This window comes from Rhodococcus sp. USK10 (assembly GCF_019378875.1).
Taxonomy (GTDB): Bacteria; Actinomycetota; Actinomycetes; order Mycobacteriales; family Mycobacteriaceae; genus Rhodococcus_F; species Rhodococcus_F pseudokoreensis.
Genome location: NZ_CP076048.1, coordinates 6359414 through 6380137, shown reverse-complemented (window position 1 = coordinate 6380137; position 20724 = coordinate 6359414). Strand labels below are relative to the sequence as shown.

Sequence of the window (20724 nt, the reverse complement as noted above, 5' to 3'; positions counted from 1 at the left end):
CCTCTCATCCGGTGGCCAGGCCGCGCGCGTAGTCGACGAATGCGTCCTGAACCATTGTGCGATCGTCCGGGGTCTTCGCGAGCGCACTCAGGCTCGAGATCGCGTCTTCGCGCACCAGATCGGCCACACCCAGCGCCGCGAGCGCGGACACCCAGTCGATCGTCTCCGCGATTCCGGGGGGCTTGTCGAGATCCAGGTCGCGGGCACGGCCGACGAATCGGGTGGCGTGCTCGATGAGGAGTTCCGATGCCACGGACACCGTGCGACGCACGATCGCGGCCGCCCGCGCCGGCTCCGGGTAGTCGATCCAGTGGTACAGGCACCGCCTGCGCAGCGCGTCGTGGAGGTCGCGGCTGCGGTTGGACGTCAGCACGACGACGGGATGATGTTCGGCCGTGAACGTCCCCAGTTCCGGAACGGTCACCGACGCCTCCCCCAGGAATTCGAGGAGCAGGGCCTCGAATTCGTCGTCGGCCCGGTCGATCTCGTCGATCAGCAGCACGGGCGGGGTCGGTCCCCGATATCTCACACAGTGCAGGATCGGACGTTCCAGCAGGAATTCCTCGGTGAACAGGTCGTCCTCGGTCAGGCCGTCGCCCCGCGATTCGGCCAGCCGGATGGTGAGCAGCTGTCGCTGGTAGTTCCAGTCGTAGAGCGCCTCGTTCGCGGTGAGGCCTTCGTAGCACTGCAACCGGATCAGGGGCGCACCGAGAACGGTCGCGAGCGCCTTCGCCGCGGTGGTCTTGCCGACTCCGGGTTCGCCTTCGAGCAGCAGCGGACGGCGCAGGACCGCCCCGAGGTACAGCGCCGACGCGGTTCCGAGGTCCAGGAGATAGTCCTCGGCGTCGAACCGCCGGACCACGTCCGCCACATCCTCGAACCCCTCCGTCATACCGCTCCCGTCTCCTGCGCGAACGACGCCCGGCACCCCGGCCCGCAGAACCAGAAGTCGTGGCCGTCGCGCCGGAGGTGGACGGTGTCCTGTCCCACGACGACGCGCATCCCGCACACCGGATCGACCGCCTCCACCGCCGCCCGCGAGGCCGAACCGTCCTCCGGCGCCCGCAGTCCCGCTCTCCGCAACTGCTGCACCAACTCGGCCGCGATCGACACCGCGATCTCCGCCGACGTCCGCGCCCCGATGTCGAGGCCGACCGGGGTGTGCACCCGCGCCCGCTCGGACTCGGTGAGCCCCAGGGTGTCGAGGATGGCTCCCCCGCGGGTCCGACTGGCGACGAGCCCGACGTACCCGACGCCCGCGTCGAGCGCCGCACGGATGACCTCCGCTTCGGGTCCGCCGTGGCCGGCGAGCACCACGGCCGTGGTGCCGGCGAACTGCCCGGCGTCGTCGTGCTCGACGGTGAACCCCAGCAATTCCGCTATGCCCGCCAGACACTGCGCGATCGGCGTGGTGCCGCAGATCCGGACGAGCGGCGGCGGCACCTGCGGCTCCAGGAAGATCTCCATGGCACCGCCGGACAGGCACGGATTCACCACGACGGCCGCGCCCGGGGTCTCCGGGAACTGCACGGCCCCGTCGGGAAGGACCCGCAGCAGCACGCTCTCGTTGCGCTCCAGCACGCCCAGCGCGGCCGTGCGCACCGAGTTCTGCGCGCACTGCCCGCCGACGAAACCCTCGATCGTCCCGTCCTGCAGGAGGATCGCCTCGTCGCCGGTGTGACTGGACGTCGGCGGCTGCGCCCGCACCACGGTCGCGTGAACGAACGGCCTGCGGTCGCGCACCAGTTGCGCCGCACGCTCTTTCAGATCCATCGGGCCTCCTCGCAGCCGACGGGGCGACACTCAGATCGGGGGTGTCGCGCGGCCCTGCATGGCCTCCCACACCCGGGACGGGGTGAGCGGCATGTCGGCGTGCCGAACCCCGAACGGCGCGAGCGCGTCCACGACCGCGTTCACCACGGCCGCGGGCGATCCGACCGTCGCCGATTCGCCGATGCCCTTGGCGCCGATCGGGTGATGCGGCGACGGGGTGACGGTGAAGCCGGTCTCGAGTTTCGGCACCTCGAGCGCGGTGGGGATCAGGTAGTCCATCAGCGACCCGCCGAGGCAGTTGCCGTCCTCGTCGAATTCGATGATCTCCATCAACGCCATGCCGATGCCGTCGACGATGCCGCCGTGGACCTGCCCCTCGATGATCATCGGGTTGATGCGGGTGCCGCAGTCGTCGACGGCGAGGAACCGCCGCACCTTCACCACGGCGGTGCCGGGATCGACGTCGACGACGCAGAAGTACGCGCCGTACGGGTACGTCAGATTCTCGGGGTTGTAGCAGATCTGCGCTTCTAGTCCGCCTTCGATGCCCTCCGGCAGGTCGCCTGCGCCGTGTGCCCGCATCGCGATGTCCTGGATGGTCACCTTCGCCGACGGGTCGCCCTTCACATGGAATTCGCCCTTCTCCCACTCCAGATCCGCGACCGACGCCTCGAGCATCCCGGACGCGATGATCTTCGCCTTGTCCCGCACCTTCCGGGCGACCAGCGCGGCCGCCGCCCCGGACACCGGCGTCGACCTGCTGCCGTACGTGCCGAGCCCGAATGGCGTGTTGTCGGTGTCGCCGTGGACGACGTCGATGTCGTCCGGCGGGATGCCGAGTTCCTCCGCCACGATCTGCGCGAACGTCGTCTCGTGACCCTGCCCCTGGGTCTGCACCGACAACCGGACGACGGCCTTCCCGGTGGGATGGACCCTCAGTTCGCATCCGTCGGCCATGCCCAGACCCAGGATGTCCATGTCTTTCCGGGGCCCGGCACCGACAGCTTCGGTGAAGAACGCCATGCCGATTCCCATCAGCTCACCGTGCTCGCGGCGTTCCTTCTGCTCCTCCCGCAGGTGGTCGTAGCCGATCATGTCCATGGCCTTGCGCATGGTGGTCTCGTAGTCACCCGAGTCGTACACCCATCCCGTCTTGCTGGTGTACGGGAACTGTTCCGGCCTCAGCAGATTCTTCAGCCGCAGTTCCGCCGGATCCATCTTCAGGTCGAATGCCAGGCAGTCGACGAGCCGTTCGACGAGATACACGGCCTCGGTGATCCGGAACGAGCAGGCGTACGCCACCCCGCCGGGCGCCTTGTTCGTGTAGACCGCCGTCATCGCGCAGTGCGCCGCCTCGATGTCGTAGCTGCCGGTGAACACGCCGAAGAAGCCCGCCGGATACTTCACCGGGGCCGCGGTGCCGTTGAACGCCCCGTGATCGGCCAGCACCTTCGTGCGGATCGCGAGCATCTTGCCCTCCGCGGTGGCCGCGATCTCGCCGACCATGATGTAGTCGCGGGCGAACCCGGTGCTCATCAGGTTCTCGCTGCGATCCTCCATCCACTTCACCGGTTTGCCCGTCACGAGCGACGCGACGATCGCGCACACGTATCCCGGGTAGATCGGCACCTTGTTGCCGAATCCGCCGCCGATGTCCGGCGACACCACCCGGATCTTGTGCTCCGGGATACCGGAGACCAGGGCGTACACCGTCCGGTGTGCATGCGGGGCCTGGGAGGTGGTGTACAGGGTGAGCTTGCCGGATACCCGGTCGATGTCGGCGATGGCACCGCACGTCTCCATCGGCGCCGGATGCACCCGGGGATAGACGATCTCCTGCTTCACCACCACGTCCGCCTTCGCGAACACGGCCTCGGTCGCGGCGGCATCGCCTGTCTCCCAGTCGAAGCAGTGATTGTCTGTCTTGCCGTCGAGATCGTCCCTGATGACCGGCGCATCGGGTGCCAGCGCCGCGCGGGCGTCGACGACGGGGTCGAGCATGTCGTATTCGACGTCGATCAGTTCCAACGCGTCGCGGGCCGAATAGCGGTCCTCGGCGATGACGAACGCGACCTCCTGGCCCTGGAAGCGCACCTTGTCGGTGGCCAGCACGGCCTGCACGTCGTTGGACAGCGTCGGCATCCACGCGAGGTTCTTCGCGGCGAGATCGGCACCCGTCACCACCGCCGTTACCTTCGGAAGTTCCTGCGCCGCAGTGGTATCGATGCTCACGATCCGCGCGTGCGCAACCGGCGACCGCAGGATCGCCAGGTGCAGCATGCCGGGGAGGGTGATGTCGTCGACGTAGTTTCCGAGCCCCCGGATGAAGCGGGGATCCTCCTTGCGGAGCATGCGACCGTGGCCGCACGGTTTCTTGTCGTTGTCTACTACGTCGGCGTCGCCCGAGGGCGGACGCGATTCGACGGTGGTCATGACGCACTTCCCACATGTTCTTCGACTGTCTTCGGCGTGCCCTCGGCGCCCCGCGTCGTGTCCTCCTGGACGTCCGCGTCGAAGTCGCCTGCCGGTTCGGGCTCGGCGGCTTCACCGGCCCGGTGGTCGGCGGCCCACTGAATCGAGCGCACGATCGTGGTGTACCCCGTGCAGCGGCAGATCTGCCCGGAAATCGCTTCCCGGATGGTGGCCTCGTCCGGGCTCTCCTCGCGGTCGAGCAGGGCCCGCGCCGTCATCATCATGCCGGGCGTGCAGAACCCGCACTGCAGTCCGTGACACTGCATGAACCCCTGCTGGACGGGATCGAGTTCGCCGTCGTGCTCGAGGCCCTCGACCGTGCGGACGTCGTGCCCGCCGGCCATCGCGGCGAGCATCGTGCACGACTTCACCGGATCGCCGTCCACGGTGACGACGCACGTGCCGCAGTTGCTGGTGTCGCAGCCCCAGTGGGTCCCGGTCAGACCCAGCTGGTCGCGGAGGAAGTGGACGAGCAGCATGCGCGGTTCCACCTCGGCGGTCACTGCTTCACCGTTGACGGTCATGTTCACCTGCATGGCTATGCCTCTTCTCCGGTCGGCTCGTGCTCCACGTCGCTGCGGAGCACCCGGTCGACCGCTGTACGGAGTGTGCGGATCGTGAGTTCGGATGCGAGATGACGTTTGTAGTCGACGGTGCCGCGGGCGTCGCCGACCGGCGAGCAGACCTGCGCAGCCATCCGTCCGGCCTGGGCGAACGCCTCCTCGGACGGGGGGCGTCCGGTCAGGTAGTCGGCGATGTCCGAGAGCCCGGACGGGTCCGGGTCGACCGCGGTCAGGCCGACAGCGGCCCGGGCGATCTCGCCGCCCTCCACCGTGACGGCCGCTCCGGCCGCGGTGACCGCCCAATCCCCGGTTCGCCGTTCGACCTTGGCGTAGGCGCTGGAGCTGTGGCCGTGGACGGGTATCACGATCTCGATGAGCATCTCGTTGTGCGCGAGCGCCGTCTCGTACGGTCCGACCATGAACTCGGACATGGGGATCTCGCGGCGTCCGCCGGGTCCCTGCACCACACACGTGGCGCCGAGGACACCGCAGACCGTCGTGAGGTCCTCGGCCGGGTCCGCCTGGCACAGCGATCCGCCGATGGTTCCGCGGTTGCGGACCACCGGGTCTGCGATCACCTTCTCCGCGTCGCGGAACAGTGGGAACGCCGCCGCGAGTTCGTCGGATTCGAGGAGCCGGCGGTGCCGGGTCATCGCACCGATCCGCACCCTCGACCGCTCGGTCGTGATGTATCCGAGTTCGCCCTCGAGGTCGTTGATGTCGATGAGGTACTCGGGATTGGCGAGACGAAGTTTCATCATGGGGAGCAGGCTGTGGCCGCCTGCCACGAGGCGGGCTTCGTCGCCCAGCCGGTCGAGCAGGGCGATCGCGTCGTCGACACCCGTTGCACGCTCGTATTCGAAGGATCCTGGTACTTGCATTGTGACCTACCTCACAAATGTGGATCCTTTCAGCCTCCGCAAGAACCGGTGGCCCGTCAACCCCGGTGAACCGCCCTATTCGACGAGGGAATCGACGGGTTCCTCGTGGTGGATGCGACCGCTCGACTCCGCCAGCGGGCGCCCCGTGCCACCCCACCGGCGGGCGATGATCTCGGCGGCGATCGACACCGCCGTCTCCTCGGGCGTCCGGGCGCCGATATCCAGGCCGATGGGGCTCGACAGCCGGTCGAGTTCGGTGTCGGTCAGACCGGCCTCGCGCAGGCGTTCGCGCCGGTCCAGGTCTGTTCGGCGTGATCCCATGGCACCGATGAACGCGACGTCCGGGAGGCGTAGCGCCGCCTCGAGGAGAGGGACGTCGAACTTGGGGTCGTGGGTGAGGACGCAGATCACGGTCCGGCCGTCGATGGCACCGGCCTCGGCCTGGCCGGCCAGGTACCGGTGCGGCCAGTCCACCACCACCTCGTCCGCGGTCGGGAACCGCGCGTGCGTCGCGAACACCGGCCGGGCGTCGCAGACCGTCACCCGGTATCCCATGAAGGCACCCTGCCGGGCCACCGCGGCCGCGAAGTCGATGGCCCCGAACACGAGCATGCGCGGCCGCGGCGCATAGCTGGCAACGAACACCTCCATCCCCTCGCCGCGGCGCTGACCGTCGGTGCCGTATGTCAGCACCGTGCTGCCGCCGGCCGCGAGGAGACCCCGGGCGTCGTCGGTGACGGCGGAATCGGCGCGGTCCGAACCGAGGGCACCGCTCACGTCCTCGGGCCGGACGATCAGCCGGCGACCCACCCGGGCGGAATCGGGATGCGCCACGACGGTGGCGACCGCGACCGGCCGGTGGTTCTCGATGTCCCGGACGATCTCACCGAGTTCCGGAAAATTGTCCCGCGAGACGGGCTCGACGAAGATGTCGATGATTCCACCGCAGGTGAGACCCACCTCGAACGCGTTCTCGTCGCTGATCCCGTACCGCTGCAGCACCGGCGTCCCCGTCGCCGCGACGTCGGTGGCGAGCTCGTAGACCGCCCCCTCGACGCACCCGCCCGACACCGAACCGGACGCGCTGCCGTCGGGTGCCACGACCATGGACGCCCCCGCCGGCCGCGGCGCGGAGCGGAACGTGCGGACCACCGTCCCGACGCCCGCCGTTCCGCCCGCCGTCCACACCGCCATCAGGTCTGCCAGCACGTCGCGCATCAGCACCCTTCCCGCTCGAGTCCGACTCGCCTCCAAGCTTATTCCGCGGACGCGAGTTTGGCCCGGGAGACGGGAACCTCGACGTCGACCGGTGCCAGCGGAAACGGTGGCGTACCGACCCCGGCGATCCGGAAGTGGCCCCACGGGTCGCGCTCGGCGAGGGCGGCGGGCACCTCGGGACCGTCGCCGATCGTGAGGAACAGCGGGGTGCGGTTGCGCTGCTTCGCCGCGTCGACGCCGTCGCCGACGACGCGGCCGTACCAGTGGTAGAGCCCGTCCAGCGGTTCGAGGTGACCGTTCAGGAAGACCTCGACGGCCACGGTCAGGTCGCCGGACGTGAGCACTCCCGGCCCCCGGTACTCGGTGTCGTCCTCGCGTTCGGCGAGCGAACTCAGCTCGAAGTGCCGGTCGTCGGGGGTGCGCAGACGCCGCCAGTACGACGCGCTCGAACCCGGCCACGCCGCCCGGTTGTGGCCGGTGGAATCGAGGTACCAGCTGTCGCAACCACCCGAATTCCACACCGAGCCCGCGAGTTTGCGGTGGATCACCCGGTTGAATTCACGCTGTGCGCCCGCCCGCACCTCGATCCGCGTCGCGTCGCGCTTCTTCATCAGCGCCAGGCATCGGGTGATGTAGTGCGCCTGGGCCTCGATGACGAAGACGATCGACTGATTGCCGCCTCCGGAGTTCGGTCCCATCATGAGGAAGAAGTTCGGGAACCCCGTGACCGCGACACCGAGATATGCCTCCATGCCGTCGCGCCAGGCCCGCTGGATCGTCAGCCCGCGACGACCCACGATGTGCTCGTTCTCGAATCTGTCGCCGACCGCGAACCCCGTGCCGTAGACGATGACGTCCGCGTCGTGCATGCGCCCGTCCTCGGTGCGGATCCCGTGCTCGGCGATTTCCGAGATACCCGAGGTGACGAGGTCGACGTTCTCCCGCTGCAGGGCCGGATAGTAGTTGCTGGACACTAGAATTCGCTTACACCCGATGGTGTAGTCGGGGGTCAGAGTGGCACGCAGGGCGGGGTCGCGCACCTGCCTCCGCAACAGTCCGCGGGCGGCCGACTCCAGCACCGTCATCAGTCGTGGATGCAGGAAACCGGCGATCAGCGATTCATGGCTCCAGTAGATCGCGTGGCGGTAGGCCTTCTGCACGCCGGGAACAGCCTTGAACACCGCTTTCTCGCCTGCGGTGATCGGGCGGTCCAGCTTCGGCAGGATCCAGTGCGGCGTCCGCTGGAAGACGTCGACGTGTGCGGCCGCCTTCGTGACCTCGGGCACGAACTGCACGGCACTCGCTCCCGTGCCGACGACCGCGACCCGCTTGCCGGTCAGGTCGACCGAGTGATCCCATTCGGCGGAATGGAATGCCGTTCCCCGAAACGACTCTCGCCCGGAGAATGCGGGAACGCTGGGCTTGTGCAGCGGCCCCGGGCCCGCGACGACGATCCGCGGGTGGAACACGGAACCCGCCCGGGTCTCGACCCGCCACCGGTCCGTGGTCTCGTCGAAGTCGTAGGAGATCACCTCGGCGCCGAACCGGATGTGGGGTGCGAGGTCGTAGTCGCGGACCACGCGTTCGATGTAGTCGAGGATCTCGGGCTGCCGCGCGTACATCCGGGTCCATTTCCGGTTGGGTGCGAAGGAGAACGAGTACATCAGCGACATCACGTCGCACCCGCATCCCGGGTACGTGTTCTCCCGCCACGTTCCGCCCACGCGATCGGCCTTCTCGAGGACGACGAAGTTCTCCTGCCCCGCCTCCTTCAGCTTGATCGCCATGCACAATCCGGCGAATCCGGTACCGACGACGAGGACGTCCGGTTCAGCGGTTCCGGGTTTCACAGGAAGCCCCCGCGCCGCCACAGCGCGCGGGAGGTCGCTCGCATCAGGCCGTTCTCCTCGAGGAACGCGGCCAGCGATTCGAACCCGCGGCGTTGATTCTCGCGAAAGTTCGGATTTGCCAGCGCCTGTCGACGCGCCTCCTTCGGATCCAATCCGGCCCGCTCGTACATGGCCGGGTTGGTGAACAGCCGCTGGAACAGCGGACCGCCGATCCCCTGCAGCGTGCCGACCCACAGCCGGTCGATCCGGTGGCCTTCCGCGACGCGGCGACGCACCCCCTCGCGCGCGAACCGGATGTGCCGGGACTCCTCGGTGACGTGGATCCGCATCAGCCGGGAGATCATCGGCTGCAACTGCGGGTCTTCGACGACGCGCCTCTGTGTGGCGTCGAAGATCTCCTCGCCGATCAGCGCGGCCACCCAGAGCATGGTTCCGCGAAATGTCTTGGGCAGCACGTTGACCACGACTGCCTGGTACCACCGGAGCTGGAAAGGCTTGGCACCCATCTGCTCGATGGCGCGCCCGAACATCGTCATGTGCCTGCACTCGTCGCCCATCTCGGTGAGCATGTACCGGGTGTGCAGCGAACTCGGATCGTTGTGCAGCAACGCGCGCAGCAGCGCCTGGTTGAGGATGTTCTCGAACCAGATTCCGACGCTGAGGATGTTCGCCGATTCCTGCCGGGACAGTTCGATGCGCTGCGCCTCGCTCATCCGGTCCCACATCTCGGTCCCCCACAGGGACAGGACCTGCGGCGGCAGGAAGTACTTGCCGTCCTCGAGCGGCGCGTCCCAGTCGATGTCGACGACGGGAGCGTACGAACGCTTGACGGAGCCTGCGAGGAGCCTGCCGGCGACTTCCTCCCGGTCGATCGTGTGTGAACGCTGAGACATCGCTGATCCCTTCGTCGAGAGCGATTCCTTCTCGTTGCCGTTTATAGGTAAAACGTAAACCCGGGTGTGATCCAGGTCAATGGTTGTCTGTAACTCGAGTTCACATTTGCGCCTTCCGGTTTGCGCCCACCCCACCCGACCAGCACAATCAGGGCCGTGAGGACGCGGCCGACGACACCGACCCCGAGCGAACTTCGGGAGGTAATCCTCGACGCGGCCGAACAGTGCCTGATCGAACTCGGGTACAGCACCCGACTGCACGCGGTCATCGCCGAGCGAGCGGGACTGTCGCGGCCCACGCTCTACAAGCACGTCGGCGACCAGTCCGCCATCCTCGAGGCCCTCTTCCAGCGGGAGATCTCCCGCTTCTTCGTCGTGCTCGACCCGATACTGCGGGGACGGCAGAGCCAACTCCAGGTGCGATTCGTCGACGCCGTCGTGTTCGCTGTCCAGTACGCACGCGGGCACCGGTTGCTGCAGAAGGGATTGCGCGACGACCCCGAGGTGGTGCTCCCCTGGTTCACGGTGAAGGCGAAGCCGATGATCGAGCTCGGCGCACAACTTCTGACTCCCCACTTCGAGCGCCTGTTCACTCCCGAGCAACTATCGGGGGTGAGTCCCACCGCCATCTCCGAGTGGGCGTTCCGGATCATCGGTTCCCTCGTCATCACGGAGGGAATCGTGGACACGTCCGACGAGCAGGCGTTGCGCGAGTTCGTCCGGTCACTGCTGTCGATCGCGTTCATGCCGCAACCGGACGTGCATATTCCTTGACGGGTATATACGCGTAGGGGCATACTCGGGGTCATGGCACCGGACGTGTTCACGGTGGTCGCCGAACCGCAGAGGCGCAGGATCCTCGAACGGCTGAGGGACGGCCACGCCAGCGTCGGCGAACTCGTCGACCAGCTCGCACTGCCCCAGCCCACCGTGTCCAAACACCTGCGGGTGCTGCGACAGGCCGGATTCGTCACCTGCCGCACCGCTGCCCAGCAGCGAATCTACAGCCTGCACCGCGAACCGTTCGACGAGTTCGAGCAGTGGTTGCAACCCTACCGCCGCCTGTGGACACACCACCTCGACGCCCTGGGGCGGCACCTCGATTCGAAGGAGACCTCGTCATGACCGAGTCGGACGCACGACGCGACTACCGTCCCAGCCCACTCCGGCACGCCGAAGCAAAACCCGACGGCGACCGATGGGCATTGACCTTCGTCCGCGACTTCACGCACTCACCGTCGACGCTGTGGACCGCGCTCACCGACCCCGGCGAGCTGCCGCAGTGGGCGCCGTACACCGCGGACCGGGACCTCGGCACGGTCGGTCCCGCCACTCTGACCATGGTCGACGGGCCGGACCGCACCGAACTCGACGGCACCGTGATCCGCGCCGAGGCACCGCACGTCCTCGAACACGCCTGGGGTGACGACGTTCTGCTGTGGACGATCGAGGAAACCGACGCGGGAGCCCGACTGACCCTGCGCCACACGCTCGACGACCAGCGCACCGCGGCGATGACGGCCGCCGGGTGGCACATGTGCCTGGACGTCGCGGAGGCCCTGCTCGACGGCCACCCGATCGGGCCGATCGTCGGCGCCGACGCGATGAACTACGGCTGGCGCGCACTCAACGAGCAGTACTCCGAACGCCTCGGCGTCGAACCGATCGACCCGACGCTGCCCTGATCCGCGACGGCCGTCCGCCGCTCCCCGGTACCGTTGACACATGGGCCTGGAATGGGAAGCCGTGGTGGTCAACGCCGTCGATCCGACAGCCCTGGGACGCTGGTGGGCCGAGGCCCTGGGCTGGGGCGCCGTGACCGACTCCGACGGCGACGTCCACATCCGGCCCCGGGCCGACAGCCACCCGGAGATTTTGTTCGTCGCCGTTCCGGACCGGAAGCAGATCCCGAACCGGCTCCACCTCGACTTCCGGCCCGACGATCAGCAGGCCGAGGTCGAACGGCTACTCGCACTCGGCGCCCGGCACGCGGATGTCGGTCAGGGCGAGCAGAGTTGGGTGGTGCTCGCCGATCCGGAGGGCAACGAGTTCTGCGTACTCTCCGGCCGGCCCTGACGCGATCAGGCCACCTTCGCCCGCAGGGCTCGCAGCGCCTCGTGCTGCACGACCAGAACCCGGCCCACCGGGAGACCGAGGACACCCGCGGTGTCGTGCGCGGACAGTCCGTCGATGACCCGCAGCAGCACGATCTCCCGTGCGGTGGGATCGAGTCCGTGCAGTAATCGGGCCACTTCCGCCGGAAGGTCGGGGCTTCCGGAACCACCCTGCGCGTCCGCGACGGTCCGGCTCACCACGCGGTACACCTCACGGACCGGATGGTCACTGCAGGCGAGGGACGGAAGCTGCCGCGCCACCGCGAGCAGCGCCTGCTGCGCCACCTCGTCCGCGGGCCGCGTGACCTGCGTGGAATTCCCCACGCGGGTACGGCAATACCGCACCACCTGCGGCCACAGCGTCGCCGTCATCCGCCGCACGGCCTCGCGATCCCCCGCCGCGGCGGCCGTCGCCGCCGAATGTAATTCCTCGTCAAGCACACTCATGCTGCCCTCGATCCCCCGACCTCGCCGTCTCCGGTCATCCGTGACGGCGCTTCCGTACTCATCTTCCGACACACGAGGGGGCAACACATCCGGGAAGTTCCCCATTTCCCGGTGCGTGAAACCACCTACATGTCCGGCTTCCTCCGCAAGTTCTTGGTCTGGCCGCGTTGCTTCTTGGCGTCGAGTCTTCGCCGGTGTGAACCCTTGGTCGCCTTGGTCGGACGCCGGGTGCGGGTTTCGGCCAGGACGGCCGCGCGCAGCAGCGCCGCCATCCGGGCCCGCGCCGCGCGCCGATTGCGCAGTTGCGAACGGGTTTCGGACGCCGTCACGCTGACCACACCGTCAACGAGCCTGTGTCCCAGCTGAACCTGCATGCGTTCGAGCTGGGCGGGCGACAGGGTCGACAACGTCCACAGGTTCACCCGGAGTTCCACCCGCGAGTCCGTGGTGTTCACTCCCTGGCCGCCGGGACCACCGGCGCGCGAGAACCGCCATTGCAACTCGGCGGCCGGGACGACGAGCGACCGGGTGATCTCCAGGTCGTCAGTGACCTCGCCGCCGGGAAACACCGGAGGAACTTCGCTCACACTCCCAGCGCCCGAGCCAGCACCGGCCAGGAATCGTGCAGATCATCCTGCCAGTATCCCCACGAGTGTGTACCCGAGTTACGGAAACTCGCGGTTGCAGGTATCCCCAGTTCTCCCAAGCGATCCGTGAATCGATGTGTGCAGTAATTGGTCACCGCTTCGATCGGACCACCCGCGTAGATCTGCCGCGCGAGCACCCCGACGTTCCCCTCGATCCCGGGGCCGCCCAAGGTCTCGTAGCGCCCCGGCAGACCGTTGCCGTTGGAGAGGAACAGTTCCGTGCCGCGCAGTTCGGCGGCGTGCACGTACGGGTCGTTCGCCGACCACGCCGGATCGTCCGGCTCGCCGTACATGTTGGCCGGATTGCCGTAACCGTAGTTGTTCATGGTGATCTTGATGAGCAGCTGGCCGAGCGGATCACTGGTCAGAGCGCAACCGCTGTAGGCGGCGACGCCACGGAACAGGCCGGGGGCGGCGATCGCCAACTGCAGCGCCGCGGTGCCGACCCTGGACATGCCTGCGAGCGCGTTAACTCCGTTCGTACCGAGAGCCGCGTCGACGACCGGCGGAAGTTCCTGAGTCATAAAGGTCTTCCACTTGTTCACCCCCATGACCGGGTCGGGGCTCTTCCAGTCCGTCCAATACGCGTTCTCGCCGCCGGACGGGCTGACGACGTTCACGTTCTGGTCGGCCAGGAACTCTTCGACATCGGTCTTCTCCCGGCGGATCTGGCCGTCGAGAAAGTACAGCGTCGGCCTCGGCACGCTCGTGTCGGCGGGCCGCTGTACGTACACCGGCACGACGCGTTGCATCGACGCCGAGAAGACGTGCAGCGTCAGATGTCTCGGATCGATAACGGTGACGTGGTCGAGCTTCGAACCGTTCGGCGCCGCCGCCGAACCGAGCGCCCGACCGGTGTCGACGACCGGATCGGCGGCCGCAACGGCGCCGCCGAGAACGAGGGACGTCACGGTCACGGCCGTCACGGCCGCTGTGCGCAATTTCCCCCGTAAAACATGTCGTGTCACGACCGCGTACCGCCCTCCACCCGCACGAATTCCGGTCCCGGGCATGCTAACAGTTCCCGCGATGTGCCGAGTAACGGAAGAGGCCTTCCGTGCGATGAACATTCGACCCCCACGTTCATTGAAGGACCGGCATGACGTCTCCCCTGCCCACATCATCTGCCGCTCGCAAGAAGTGGCCCTGGATCACCGGCGGGATCGTCGTAGCCGTGGCCGTGGTCTCGTGCGCCAGTCCCGGACAGGGCGACCAATCGGCCCGGGCCTTATCCGTGTCGGCGACGCCCGCGGCTTCGACGATAGCGGCTGCCACGTCGATTTCTTCGACACCGGTGCCGGTTTCGTCTGCGCTGGCGCTCTCACCGGTCGCACCCGCGGTGCTCGGCGGCGCCGACGCGACCGCCGCGCTGCAGCAGCTCGCCGGTCTCGAGATCAAGGGTCGCGCACCGAAGACCGGGTACGACCGGGATCTGTTCGGCCAGGCGTGGACCGACGACGTCACGGTCGAGGGCGGCCACAACGGGTGCGACACCCGCAACGACATCCTCGGGCGCGACCTCGTCCAGATCGTGTTCAAGCCGGGCACCCGCGACTGCGCGGTGCAGACCGGAACCCTGCACGACCCCTACACCGGCACCACCGTCTCCTTCGTCCGCGGAGAGGGCACGTCGAGCGCCGTGCAGATCGATCACGTCGTCGCGCTGTCCGACGCCTGGCAGAAGGGCGCGCAGCAACTCGACACCGCGACCCGGGTGAACTTCGCGAACGATCCGCGGAACCTCAAGGCCGTGGACGGCCCGGCCAACCAGCAGAAGTCGGACGGCGACGCCGCAACCTGGCTGCCCCCGAACAAGAGCTACCGGTGCACGTACGTGGCGGATCAGGTGGCGGTGAAGGCCGCGTACGGGCTGTGGGTGACGCAGGCCGAGCACGATGCGATCGCCCGGGTCCTCCAGGACTGCGGGGCGGCAACGCCCGCCGCGGCGCCCGCCCCGACCACCGACCCGGTCCCGGCCGTTGTGCCTGCACCGGCACCCGTTCCCGCCCCAGCGCCCGCACCCGTCCCGTTCGTGGACACGGCGGGGCCGAGCGACGTCTATTACAAGAACTGTTCGGCGGCCAGGGCGGCCGGTGCCGCACCGGTCCACCTCGGCGAACCGGGCTACGGCACGCACCTGGACCGCGACGGCGACGGTGTCGGCTGTGAGAGCTGATCCGGGGCTGCCGAGACACGCACCGCCACCACCAGTTAACCTGAACTGCCTGCAGGGACGTCGGGTACCTGTAGTCATTTCTGTACATGTCAGAAAGATGAGACCGGCATGACCACTGCACCCGACGCACTCGGGCACCCCCCACACACGGACGAACCGCCAGTCGCCCGCGTCTATCAGAAGCCGGCGTTGTCGGCGCGCGAGATCGAGGTTCTCCGCCACTGGCTGCGCGGCGACTCCAAGCTCGCCGTCGCCGCCGACCTCCACATCGCCCTCGGCACGGTCAACACCCACCTGACCCGCATCCGCGAGAAGTACGCCCTGGTGGGGCGTGACGCGTCCACCAAGACGACACTGCTGGTGCGGGCCCTGCAGGACGGCATCATCACCATCGCCGAACTCTGAGGGCCTATGCCCTGCGCAGGGCGTCCCGGTCGATCTCGGCCACCGACGTCAGACCACTGAGACCCATCGTGAGGTCGAATTCGGCGATCACGTTGGCGGTGGCGTCCCGCGCACCGGCCTGACCCGCGAGGGCCAGGCCGTACAGGTGGGGCCTGCCCAATGTCACGGCGTCGGCACCGAGCGCGAGCGCCTTGAAGACGTCTGCTCCGGTGCGGATTCCGCTGTCGAGGAGCAGCGTCAGCCTGCCGTCGACGACCGGCGCGATGTCCACGAGAGCGTCCAGCGACGACACACTGCCGTCCACCTGCCGTCCACCGTGATTCGACACGACGATCCCGTCCACCCCGGCATCGAGCGCACGCCGGGCGTCGTCCGGGTGGAGCACACCCTTGAGGAGGATCGGCAGCGACGTCCTGCTGCGGAGGGTCTCGATGTCGGCCCAGCTCAGCGACGGCCGGGAGTAGATGTCGAGGAATGTCTCCACGGCGGCCCGCGGTTCCGGCGACCGCAGGTTGTCGAGGAAGCGGCCCGGGAAGCGCCGGGTCATCGACACCAGTGACCGGACGGCGCCGAGCGTCACCTCGACGTCCGGCTTCTTCGCCGCCGCCTTGATCCGGTCGTGCACGATCCGGCGGAACACCGGATCGGACGTGTACTGCGCGATCCCCTGCCCTTGCGCGAACGGCAGCGAACCGAGGTTGAGGTCTTCCGGCCGCCAGCCGAGCATCGTCGTGTCGAGGGTGACGACGACGGCGTCCGCCCGGATGTTCGCCGCCCGCTGCAGCAGGCTGTCGACGAGGTCGTCGTCGGTGCTCCAGTAGAGCTGGAACCATCGGGGCGCGTCGCCCATCGCCGCCGCGCTCTCCTCCATCGGCGCGCAGCCCTGGTTGGAGAAGATGTACGGAACACCCAGTTCGGCGGCGGCAGCGGCGATGGCCACGTCGGCCTCCGGCCTGGCAAGTTCGGCGGCGCCGACCGGTGCGAGCAGCACCGGCGCCGGGATGCGGCGGCCGAACAGTTCGACCCCGATGTCGCGCTTCGAGACGTCGCGCAGCACCCGGGGAACGATCTGCCACTTGTCGAACGCGTCGCGGTTGGCCTGCATCGTGCGGCCCAGCCCGGCGCCGCCGTGAACGTACGCCCACCCCTTCGCGCTCATCTTCCGCCGCGCGCGCCGCTCGAGGGTGTCGAAGTCGGTGGGAACGGTGGGTGTGCGGCCGAGGACGCCGTCGCGGTAGATCAGATTCTGGCGGGCCCGGCCCGGGCTGTCCTGGTTCTCGCTCGCAGACATGCGCAGAGTCTTCCACAGCACATCGCGAACCGGCGCCGGGTCGCGCGGACGCGTAGGTTTGTGACCGGCACCACACCGTGCGCTGCCCCGACCCCCCTGACGTCCTAGGAGACCGCGATGCCCGACCGTCCGTCCCTCACCGGCGCTCCCTGCTGGATCGATCTCACCAGTTCCGACCCGCAACAGGTCATTCCGTTCTACACCGGACTGTTCGGGTGGAGGTCCGACACCAGCGAGGATCCGCAGTACGGCGGCTACTCGATCTTCAGCATGAACGGCAAACCCATTGCGGGCCTTGGCCCGCAACAGCAGGGCAACCCGTACGGCAACGTGTGGACCACGTACCTCGCGTCCGAGGACGCAGCGGCCACGGCGGCGAAGGCCGCCGAGGCGGGCGGCCAGGTGATGATGCCCGCAATGGCCGTGGGCGACCAGGGCACGATCGCCATCCTCGGCGATCCCGCCGGCGCCGTCATCGGCGTGTGGCAGGCCGATCAGCACACCGGCTTCGGTCTCGTCGACGAGCCCGGCGCGCCCGTCTGGCACGAGACGCTGTCACGCAACTATGCGGCCGCGCTCCCCTTTTACGCGGACGTGTTCGGCTGGACGTATCAGACCCTCGGCGACACAGACGAATTCCGGTACTCCCAGGCCAACCTCGGCGACCGCACCGTGGCAGGCGTCATGGACGCCGACTCGTTCCTGCCCGACGGCGTCCCCTCGTTCTGGCAGTTCTACATCGGCGTCGGCGACACCGACGCGGCGGTCGCGAAGGTGACCGAACTCGGCGGCAGCGTCCGGCGCGAACCGGAGGACACCCCGTTCGGGCGGCTCGCCTCCGTCGCCGACCCCCTCGGTGCCACGTTCCAGATCACCACCCTGCAGTCCTGACCCGGCGACGGTGGCGCGCGCCGCGCCACCGTCAGACAGGGCCGAACGGCGCCTGCGCCTCCCTGGCGTCCCAGATGTCGAGGAGCGAGCGGAGAATTTCCTCCGACATGCCCAGGCCGCCGAGATGGCTTTCCCCGTGCATCGTGTGGAACTCGGCGTCGGGCAGCAGCGACACCATGTGCTGGCCGTGCCGGAACGGGATGATGTGGTCGCAGTCGCCGTGCCACCACCGCACCGGGGTCTTCACCGCGTTCACCCGGAATCCCCAGTCCCGCGCGAACAGGACGAGGTCGGCGAACGGGGCGCTGAGTTGCTTGCTGCCGCCGTTGAGCAGATCGTCGAGGAACATCGCCTTGAACTCCGGCCGCGCGAGAAGACGACGGTCGCCCTCCGGGGACATCCGCCCGTACAGGTCGATGATCGGCGACGCGAACGGCCTCGCAAGCCTGATGACGGAACTCGCCGCCAGCCCGACCGGGACGCCGCCCGCCGACAGCACCGGAGCCGCCAGCACCGCGAGATCCATCAACCCGCTGCGGATCGCGTCGGGACCCTTCGTGGGTGCGACACCCCCGAGGATGCCGGTCGCGACCACACGGTCGGGCATCGCGTACGCCGCGGCGAGTGTGTAGGGGCCGCCGCCGGACAGGCCGATCACGGCCATCTGGTCGATGCCGAGCGTGTCGGCGACCGTGCGCAGGTCCTCGGCGAAGTCGATCACTGCGCCGTAGCGGTGCGGGGTCGACGACCCGACCCCCGGCCGATCGATCCCGATCAGCCGGACGTGCTCTCGTTCGGCGAACGCCCGGGCCTCCATCGGCACCTGACGCCGCGCCCCGGGTGTGCCGTGCAGCCAGAACACCGCCCTGCCCTGTGCCGAACCGAACTCCGCGAAGCCGAGCCGACGCCCCTCGCCTACCGCGACCGTGCCCTCCAACTGTGGGCGTGCGATATCCACCATTCCCACAGCTTCGCACGTGACGGTCGTCACGTTTCCGTTTGGGACCTCTCAGCGGTGTGCGGTCGACGTGAACTGGTACGTCGCGGCGTCGACGATCTGCTCGGGAGACACCTCGATCTCACCGTTCAGCCACGCCGTCATGAGTTCGGCGAGCCCGCCCACGAACAGCAGTGCGGTGATCTCGTCCTGCGGCGACGACCACGCCCGGTCGCCGTAGAGTTCCCTCGCCTGCTCCGCCACCAGCAGCGCGAACGCCCGCAGCAGTTCACGTCTTCGTGTCCGCAGCGGTTCGGCGCCCGCCGATTCGATGATCGACACCCGCCCCTTCCTCGGGTCGGCGGTCAGGATGTCGACGAACGCCGCGATCGCCGCCCGCACCCGCACCTCGGGGTCGCCCGTCACGGTCCGGAGCGTGACGCGCGCGGCCTCGCCGATCTCCGCGGCGATCCCCTCGATCACCTGCACCAGCAGGTCGTCCCGGCCGCGGAAGCTCTCGTAGAAATAGCGTTCCGTCAGTTTCGCCTCGGCGCAGATGGCGGTCATGGTCGCCTTGTCGCCGCCGACGGTCCCGAAGACCTGCAGTCCCGCTTCGAGAAGTCGCGCACGGCGTTCGGCGGCGCGCTCCTCCGAACTTCTCCCGCGGTACTGCCGCGCCGGCTGGCTCATGACTCGATGTTGACAGACCCGCTGGTGTGACGCACACTACAGACATCTGACATGGCGTCCTGTCACATACCCGACGAGGGAGTGCCCGTGCCCAAAGTTCTCGCTGCTCCGCCGCAGGAAAGCACGCTCAGCCCCATCTCCGGGAATGCCGGATTCCCCGTCATCGGACACTCCCTGGAGTACTTCCGCGACCCGATGGGACTGCTCCAGAGCCGCTGGGACCGCTACGGCCCCGTGTCCTGGCTGAGCATGGCCGGCAAGAGATGGGTCACCGTGCTCGGCCCCGACGGCTGCCAGGCCGTGCTGCAGAACAAGGACCGCGCCTTCGTCAACAGCGACGGGTGGAGCGTGCTGATCGGACCGTTCTTCCACCGGGGGCTCATGCTCCTCGACGGCGACGAACACCTCGTCCACCGGCGAATCATGCAGCAGGCCTTCACCCGGGACCGACTGGCGCGCTACACCGAGGCACTGCATCCGGCCGTCGAGAAGGGGCTCGACGCGTGGCGGCCCACCCCGGGTTTCACCGTGTACCCGGCGCTGAAGGAACTGACGCTCGATCTCGCCACGAGCATCTTCATGGGCGGCGCCGAGGGGTCGACGCCACGGGAGATGGCCGAGGTCAACAAGGCCTTCATCGACTGCGTGCAGGCCGCCACGTCGGTGGTGCGGTACCCACTGCCCGGAACACGGTGGAAGCGTGGCATCGACGGACGCCGCCGACTCGAGGAGTTCTTCCGCCGGTACCTGCCGGCCCGTCGCGCAGGTGCGGGCGAAGATCTGTTCTCCGCCCTGTGCCACATCGAATCCGAAGACGGCCAACGGTTCAGCGACGACGACGTCATCAACCACATGATCTTCCTGCTGATGGCGGCGCACGACACGTCCACCATCACGCTGTCGACGATGATGCAGTACCTGGGTCAGCACCCGCAGTGGCAGGAACGCTGCAGGCGGCAGTCCGCGGCGCTCGGCACGTCCACCCCGGGCTACGCGGAACTCGAAGAACTGACCGACCTCGACCTCGTCATGAAGGAATGCATGCGCCTCGTTCCACCGGTCCCGGTGGTCGCGCGGCGAGCGGTCCGGGACACCGAGGTGCTCGGCCACTACATCCCGAAAGGCACGTACATGTCGGTGGTCGTGCACTTCACCCACCACATGCCCGAGTACTGGCCCGACCCGGAGCGGTTCGACCCCGAGCGGTTCGCACCCGAACGCCGCGAGGACAAGGTCCACCGGTTCGCGTGGGAGCCGTTCGGCGGCGGCGTGCACAAATGCCTGGGGATGCACTTCGCGGGCGCCGAGATCAAGACGGTCATGCACCACCTGCTGCAGCGATTCGACTGGCAGGTGAGCCCCGGCTACGTCGCCCCGCTGAACTACACCTCGTTGCCGTTCCCCTCCGACGGCCAGCCGGTGGACCTGTACTGAGCCGACTCCGTAGTGCAGCCTCGGCCGATCCACCATAGTGGG

Annotated in this window: 22 protein-coding genes; 8 read left to right on the top strand and 14 right to left on the bottom strand. The window is 68.3% G+C overall.

Annotation, left to right across the window (positions count from 1 at the left end):
• Positions 1-4: 4 nt before the first annotated feature.
• The 8 genes from I1A62_RS36325 to I1A62_RS36290 form a co-directional block, all read right to left on the bottom strand.
• The gene (locus I1A62_RS36325) at positions 5-892 is read right to left on the bottom strand and encodes a MoxR family ATPase (RefSeq protein WP_072946900.1); all 888 of its coding nucleotides are present in this window, start codon (positions 890-892) and stop codon (positions 5-7) included.
• Positions 889-1773 (bottom strand): XdhC family protein, encoded by an 885-nt coding sequence (locus I1A62_RS36320; protein ID WP_219457037.1) that lies wholly within the window; start codon positions 1771-1773, stop codon positions 889-891. Before I1A62_RS36320 ends, I1A62_RS36325 begins: the two co-directional genes overlap by 4 nt.
• 30 nt (positions 1774-1803) lie before the next feature.
• Positions 1804-4206: an aerobic carbon-monoxide dehydrogenase large subunit gene (locus I1A62_RS36315; RefSeq protein WP_124392510.1), complete on the bottom strand. Its 2403-nt coding sequence runs from the start codon at positions 4204-4206 to the stop codon at positions 1804-1806.
• Complete coding sequence (locus I1A62_RS36310; protein ID WP_095863487.1) at positions 4203-4781, bottom strand: (2Fe-2S)-binding protein; 579 nt, start codon at positions 4779-4781, stop codon at positions 4203-4205. Before I1A62_RS36310 ends, I1A62_RS36315 begins: the two co-directional genes overlap by 4 nt.
• A gap of 2 nt (positions 4782-4783) precedes the next feature.
• On the bottom strand, positions 4784-5689 hold the full coding sequence (locus tag I1A62_RS36305) for a xanthine dehydrogenase family protein subunit M (protein ID WP_124392512.1): 906 nt from the start codon (positions 5687-5689) through the stop codon (positions 4784-4786).
• Between the two features lie 75 nt (positions 5690-5764).
• On the bottom strand, positions 5765-6907 hold the full coding sequence (locus I1A62_RS36300; protein WP_219457035.1) for an XdhC/CoxI family protein: 1143 nt from the start codon (positions 6905-6907) through the stop codon (positions 5765-5767).
• 38 nt (positions 6908-6945) lie between these two features.
• A complete protein-coding gene (locus tag I1A62_RS36295; RefSeq protein ID WP_219457033.1) occupies positions 6946-8757 on the bottom strand; it encodes a DUF4873 domain-containing protein in 1812 nt (603 codons plus the stop codon).
• Positions 8754-9650, bottom strand: a complete 897-nt coding sequence (locus I1A62_RS36290) for a diiron oxygenase (RefSeq protein WP_219457032.1) — start codon at positions 9648-9650, stop codon at positions 8754-8756. The genes I1A62_RS36295 and I1A62_RS36290 overlap by 4 nt, the downstream gene beginning before the upstream one ends.
• A gap of 156 nt (positions 9651-9806) precedes the next feature.
• Between I1A62_RS36290 and I1A62_RS36285 the strand changes: the two genes are divergently transcribed.
• From I1A62_RS36285 to I1A62_RS36270, 4 genes are read left to right on the top strand one after another with little or no spacing between them, the layout of a single operon-like run.
• A complete protein-coding gene (locus I1A62_RS36285) occupies positions 9807-10424 on the top strand; it encodes a TetR/AcrR family transcriptional regulator (RefSeq protein ID WP_219457030.1) in 618 nt (205 codons plus the stop codon).
• Positions 10425-10457: 33 nt separating this feature from the next.
• Positions 10458-10775, top strand: a complete 318-nt coding sequence (locus I1A62_RS36280; protein ID WP_124392517.1) for a helix-turn-helix transcriptional regulator — start codon at positions 10458-10460, stop codon at positions 10773-10775.
• Entirely contained in the window at positions 10772-11335 is a 564-nt protein-coding gene (locus tag I1A62_RS36275; protein ID WP_219457029.1) for an SRPBCC family protein, read from the top strand. The genes I1A62_RS36280 and I1A62_RS36275 overlap by 4 nt, the downstream gene beginning before the upstream one ends.
• Positions 11336-11375: 40 nt before the next feature.
• Positions 11376-11726, top strand: a complete 351-nt coding sequence (locus I1A62_RS36270; RefSeq protein WP_124392519.1) for a VOC family protein — start codon at positions 11376-11378, stop codon at positions 11724-11726.
• Between the two features lie 5 nt (positions 11727-11731).
• Here the strand turns inward: I1A62_RS36270 and I1A62_RS36265 are convergent, their stop codons facing one another.
• The 3 genes from I1A62_RS36265 to I1A62_RS36255 form a co-directional block, all read right to left on the bottom strand.
• Positions 11732-12211 carry a sigma factor-like helix-turn-helix DNA-binding protein gene (locus I1A62_RS36265; RefSeq protein WP_219457027.1) on the bottom strand — a complete coding sequence of 160 codons (480 nt, stop codon included), beginning with the start codon at positions 12209-12211 and terminating at the stop codon, positions 11732-11734.
• Positions 12212-12336: 125 nt separating this feature from the next.
• Entirely contained in the window at positions 12337-12798 is a 462-nt protein-coding gene (arfB, locus tag I1A62_RS36260; RefSeq protein WP_072947492.1) for an alternative ribosome rescue aminoacyl-tRNA hydrolase ArfB, read from the bottom strand.
• Entirely contained in the window at positions 12795-13784 is a 990-nt protein-coding gene (locus I1A62_RS36255) for an alpha/beta hydrolase family protein (RefSeq protein ID WP_124392521.1), read from the bottom strand. Before I1A62_RS36255 ends, arfB begins: the two co-directional genes overlap by 4 nt.
• A gap of 173 nt (positions 13785-13957) precedes the next feature.
• On the opposite strand from I1A62_RS36255, the gene I1A62_RS36250 reads away from it, so the two are divergent.
• On the top strand, positions 13958-15034 hold the full coding sequence (locus I1A62_RS36250; protein ID WP_219457025.1) for a DUF1524 domain-containing protein: 1077 nt from the start codon (positions 13958-13960) through the stop codon (positions 15032-15034).
• 108 nt (positions 15035-15142) lie between these two features.
• Positions 15143-15439 carry a response regulator transcription factor gene (locus I1A62_RS36245; protein WP_179220067.1) on the top strand — a complete coding sequence of 99 codons (297 nt, stop codon included), beginning with the start codon at positions 15143-15145 and terminating at the stop codon, positions 15437-15439.
• A gap of 4 nt (positions 15440-15443) precedes the next feature.
• On the opposite strand, the gene I1A62_RS36240 is transcribed toward I1A62_RS36245, so the two are convergent.
• Positions 15444-16730 (bottom strand): lactate 2-monooxygenase, encoded by a 1287-nt coding sequence (locus tag I1A62_RS36240; protein ID WP_219457023.1) that lies wholly within the window; start codon positions 16728-16730, stop codon positions 15444-15446.
• Positions 16731-16847: 117 nt separating this feature from the next.
• Between I1A62_RS36240 and I1A62_RS36235 the strand changes: the two genes are divergently transcribed.
• Positions 16848-17621 carry a VOC family protein gene (locus I1A62_RS36235; RefSeq protein ID WP_124392524.1) on the top strand — a complete coding sequence of 258 codons (774 nt, stop codon included), beginning with the start codon at positions 16848-16850 and terminating at the stop codon, positions 17619-17621.
• A gap of 31 nt (positions 17622-17652) precedes the next feature.
• Here I1A62_RS36235 and I1A62_RS36230 read toward each other — a convergent pair whose 3' ends face one another.
• Together I1A62_RS36230 and I1A62_RS36225 are read right to left on the bottom strand one after the other, a co-directional pair.
• On the bottom strand, positions 17653-18582 hold the full coding sequence (locus tag I1A62_RS36230) for an alpha/beta fold hydrolase (RefSeq protein WP_124392525.1): 930 nt from the start codon (positions 18580-18582) through the stop codon (positions 17653-17655).
• Between the two features lie 48 nt (positions 18583-18630).
• Positions 18631-19248 (bottom strand): TetR/AcrR family transcriptional regulator, encoded by a 618-nt coding sequence (locus I1A62_RS36225; protein WP_072947499.1) that lies wholly within the window; start codon positions 19246-19248, stop codon positions 18631-18633.
• A gap of 87 nt (positions 19249-19335) precedes the next feature.
• On the opposite strand from I1A62_RS36225, the gene I1A62_RS36220 reads away from it, so the two are divergent.
• Positions 19336-20682: a cytochrome P450 gene (locus tag I1A62_RS36220; protein WP_219457021.1), complete on the top strand. Its 1347-nt coding sequence runs from the start codon at positions 19336-19338 to the stop codon at positions 20680-20682.
• Positions 20683-20724 lie beyond the last annotated feature (42 nt).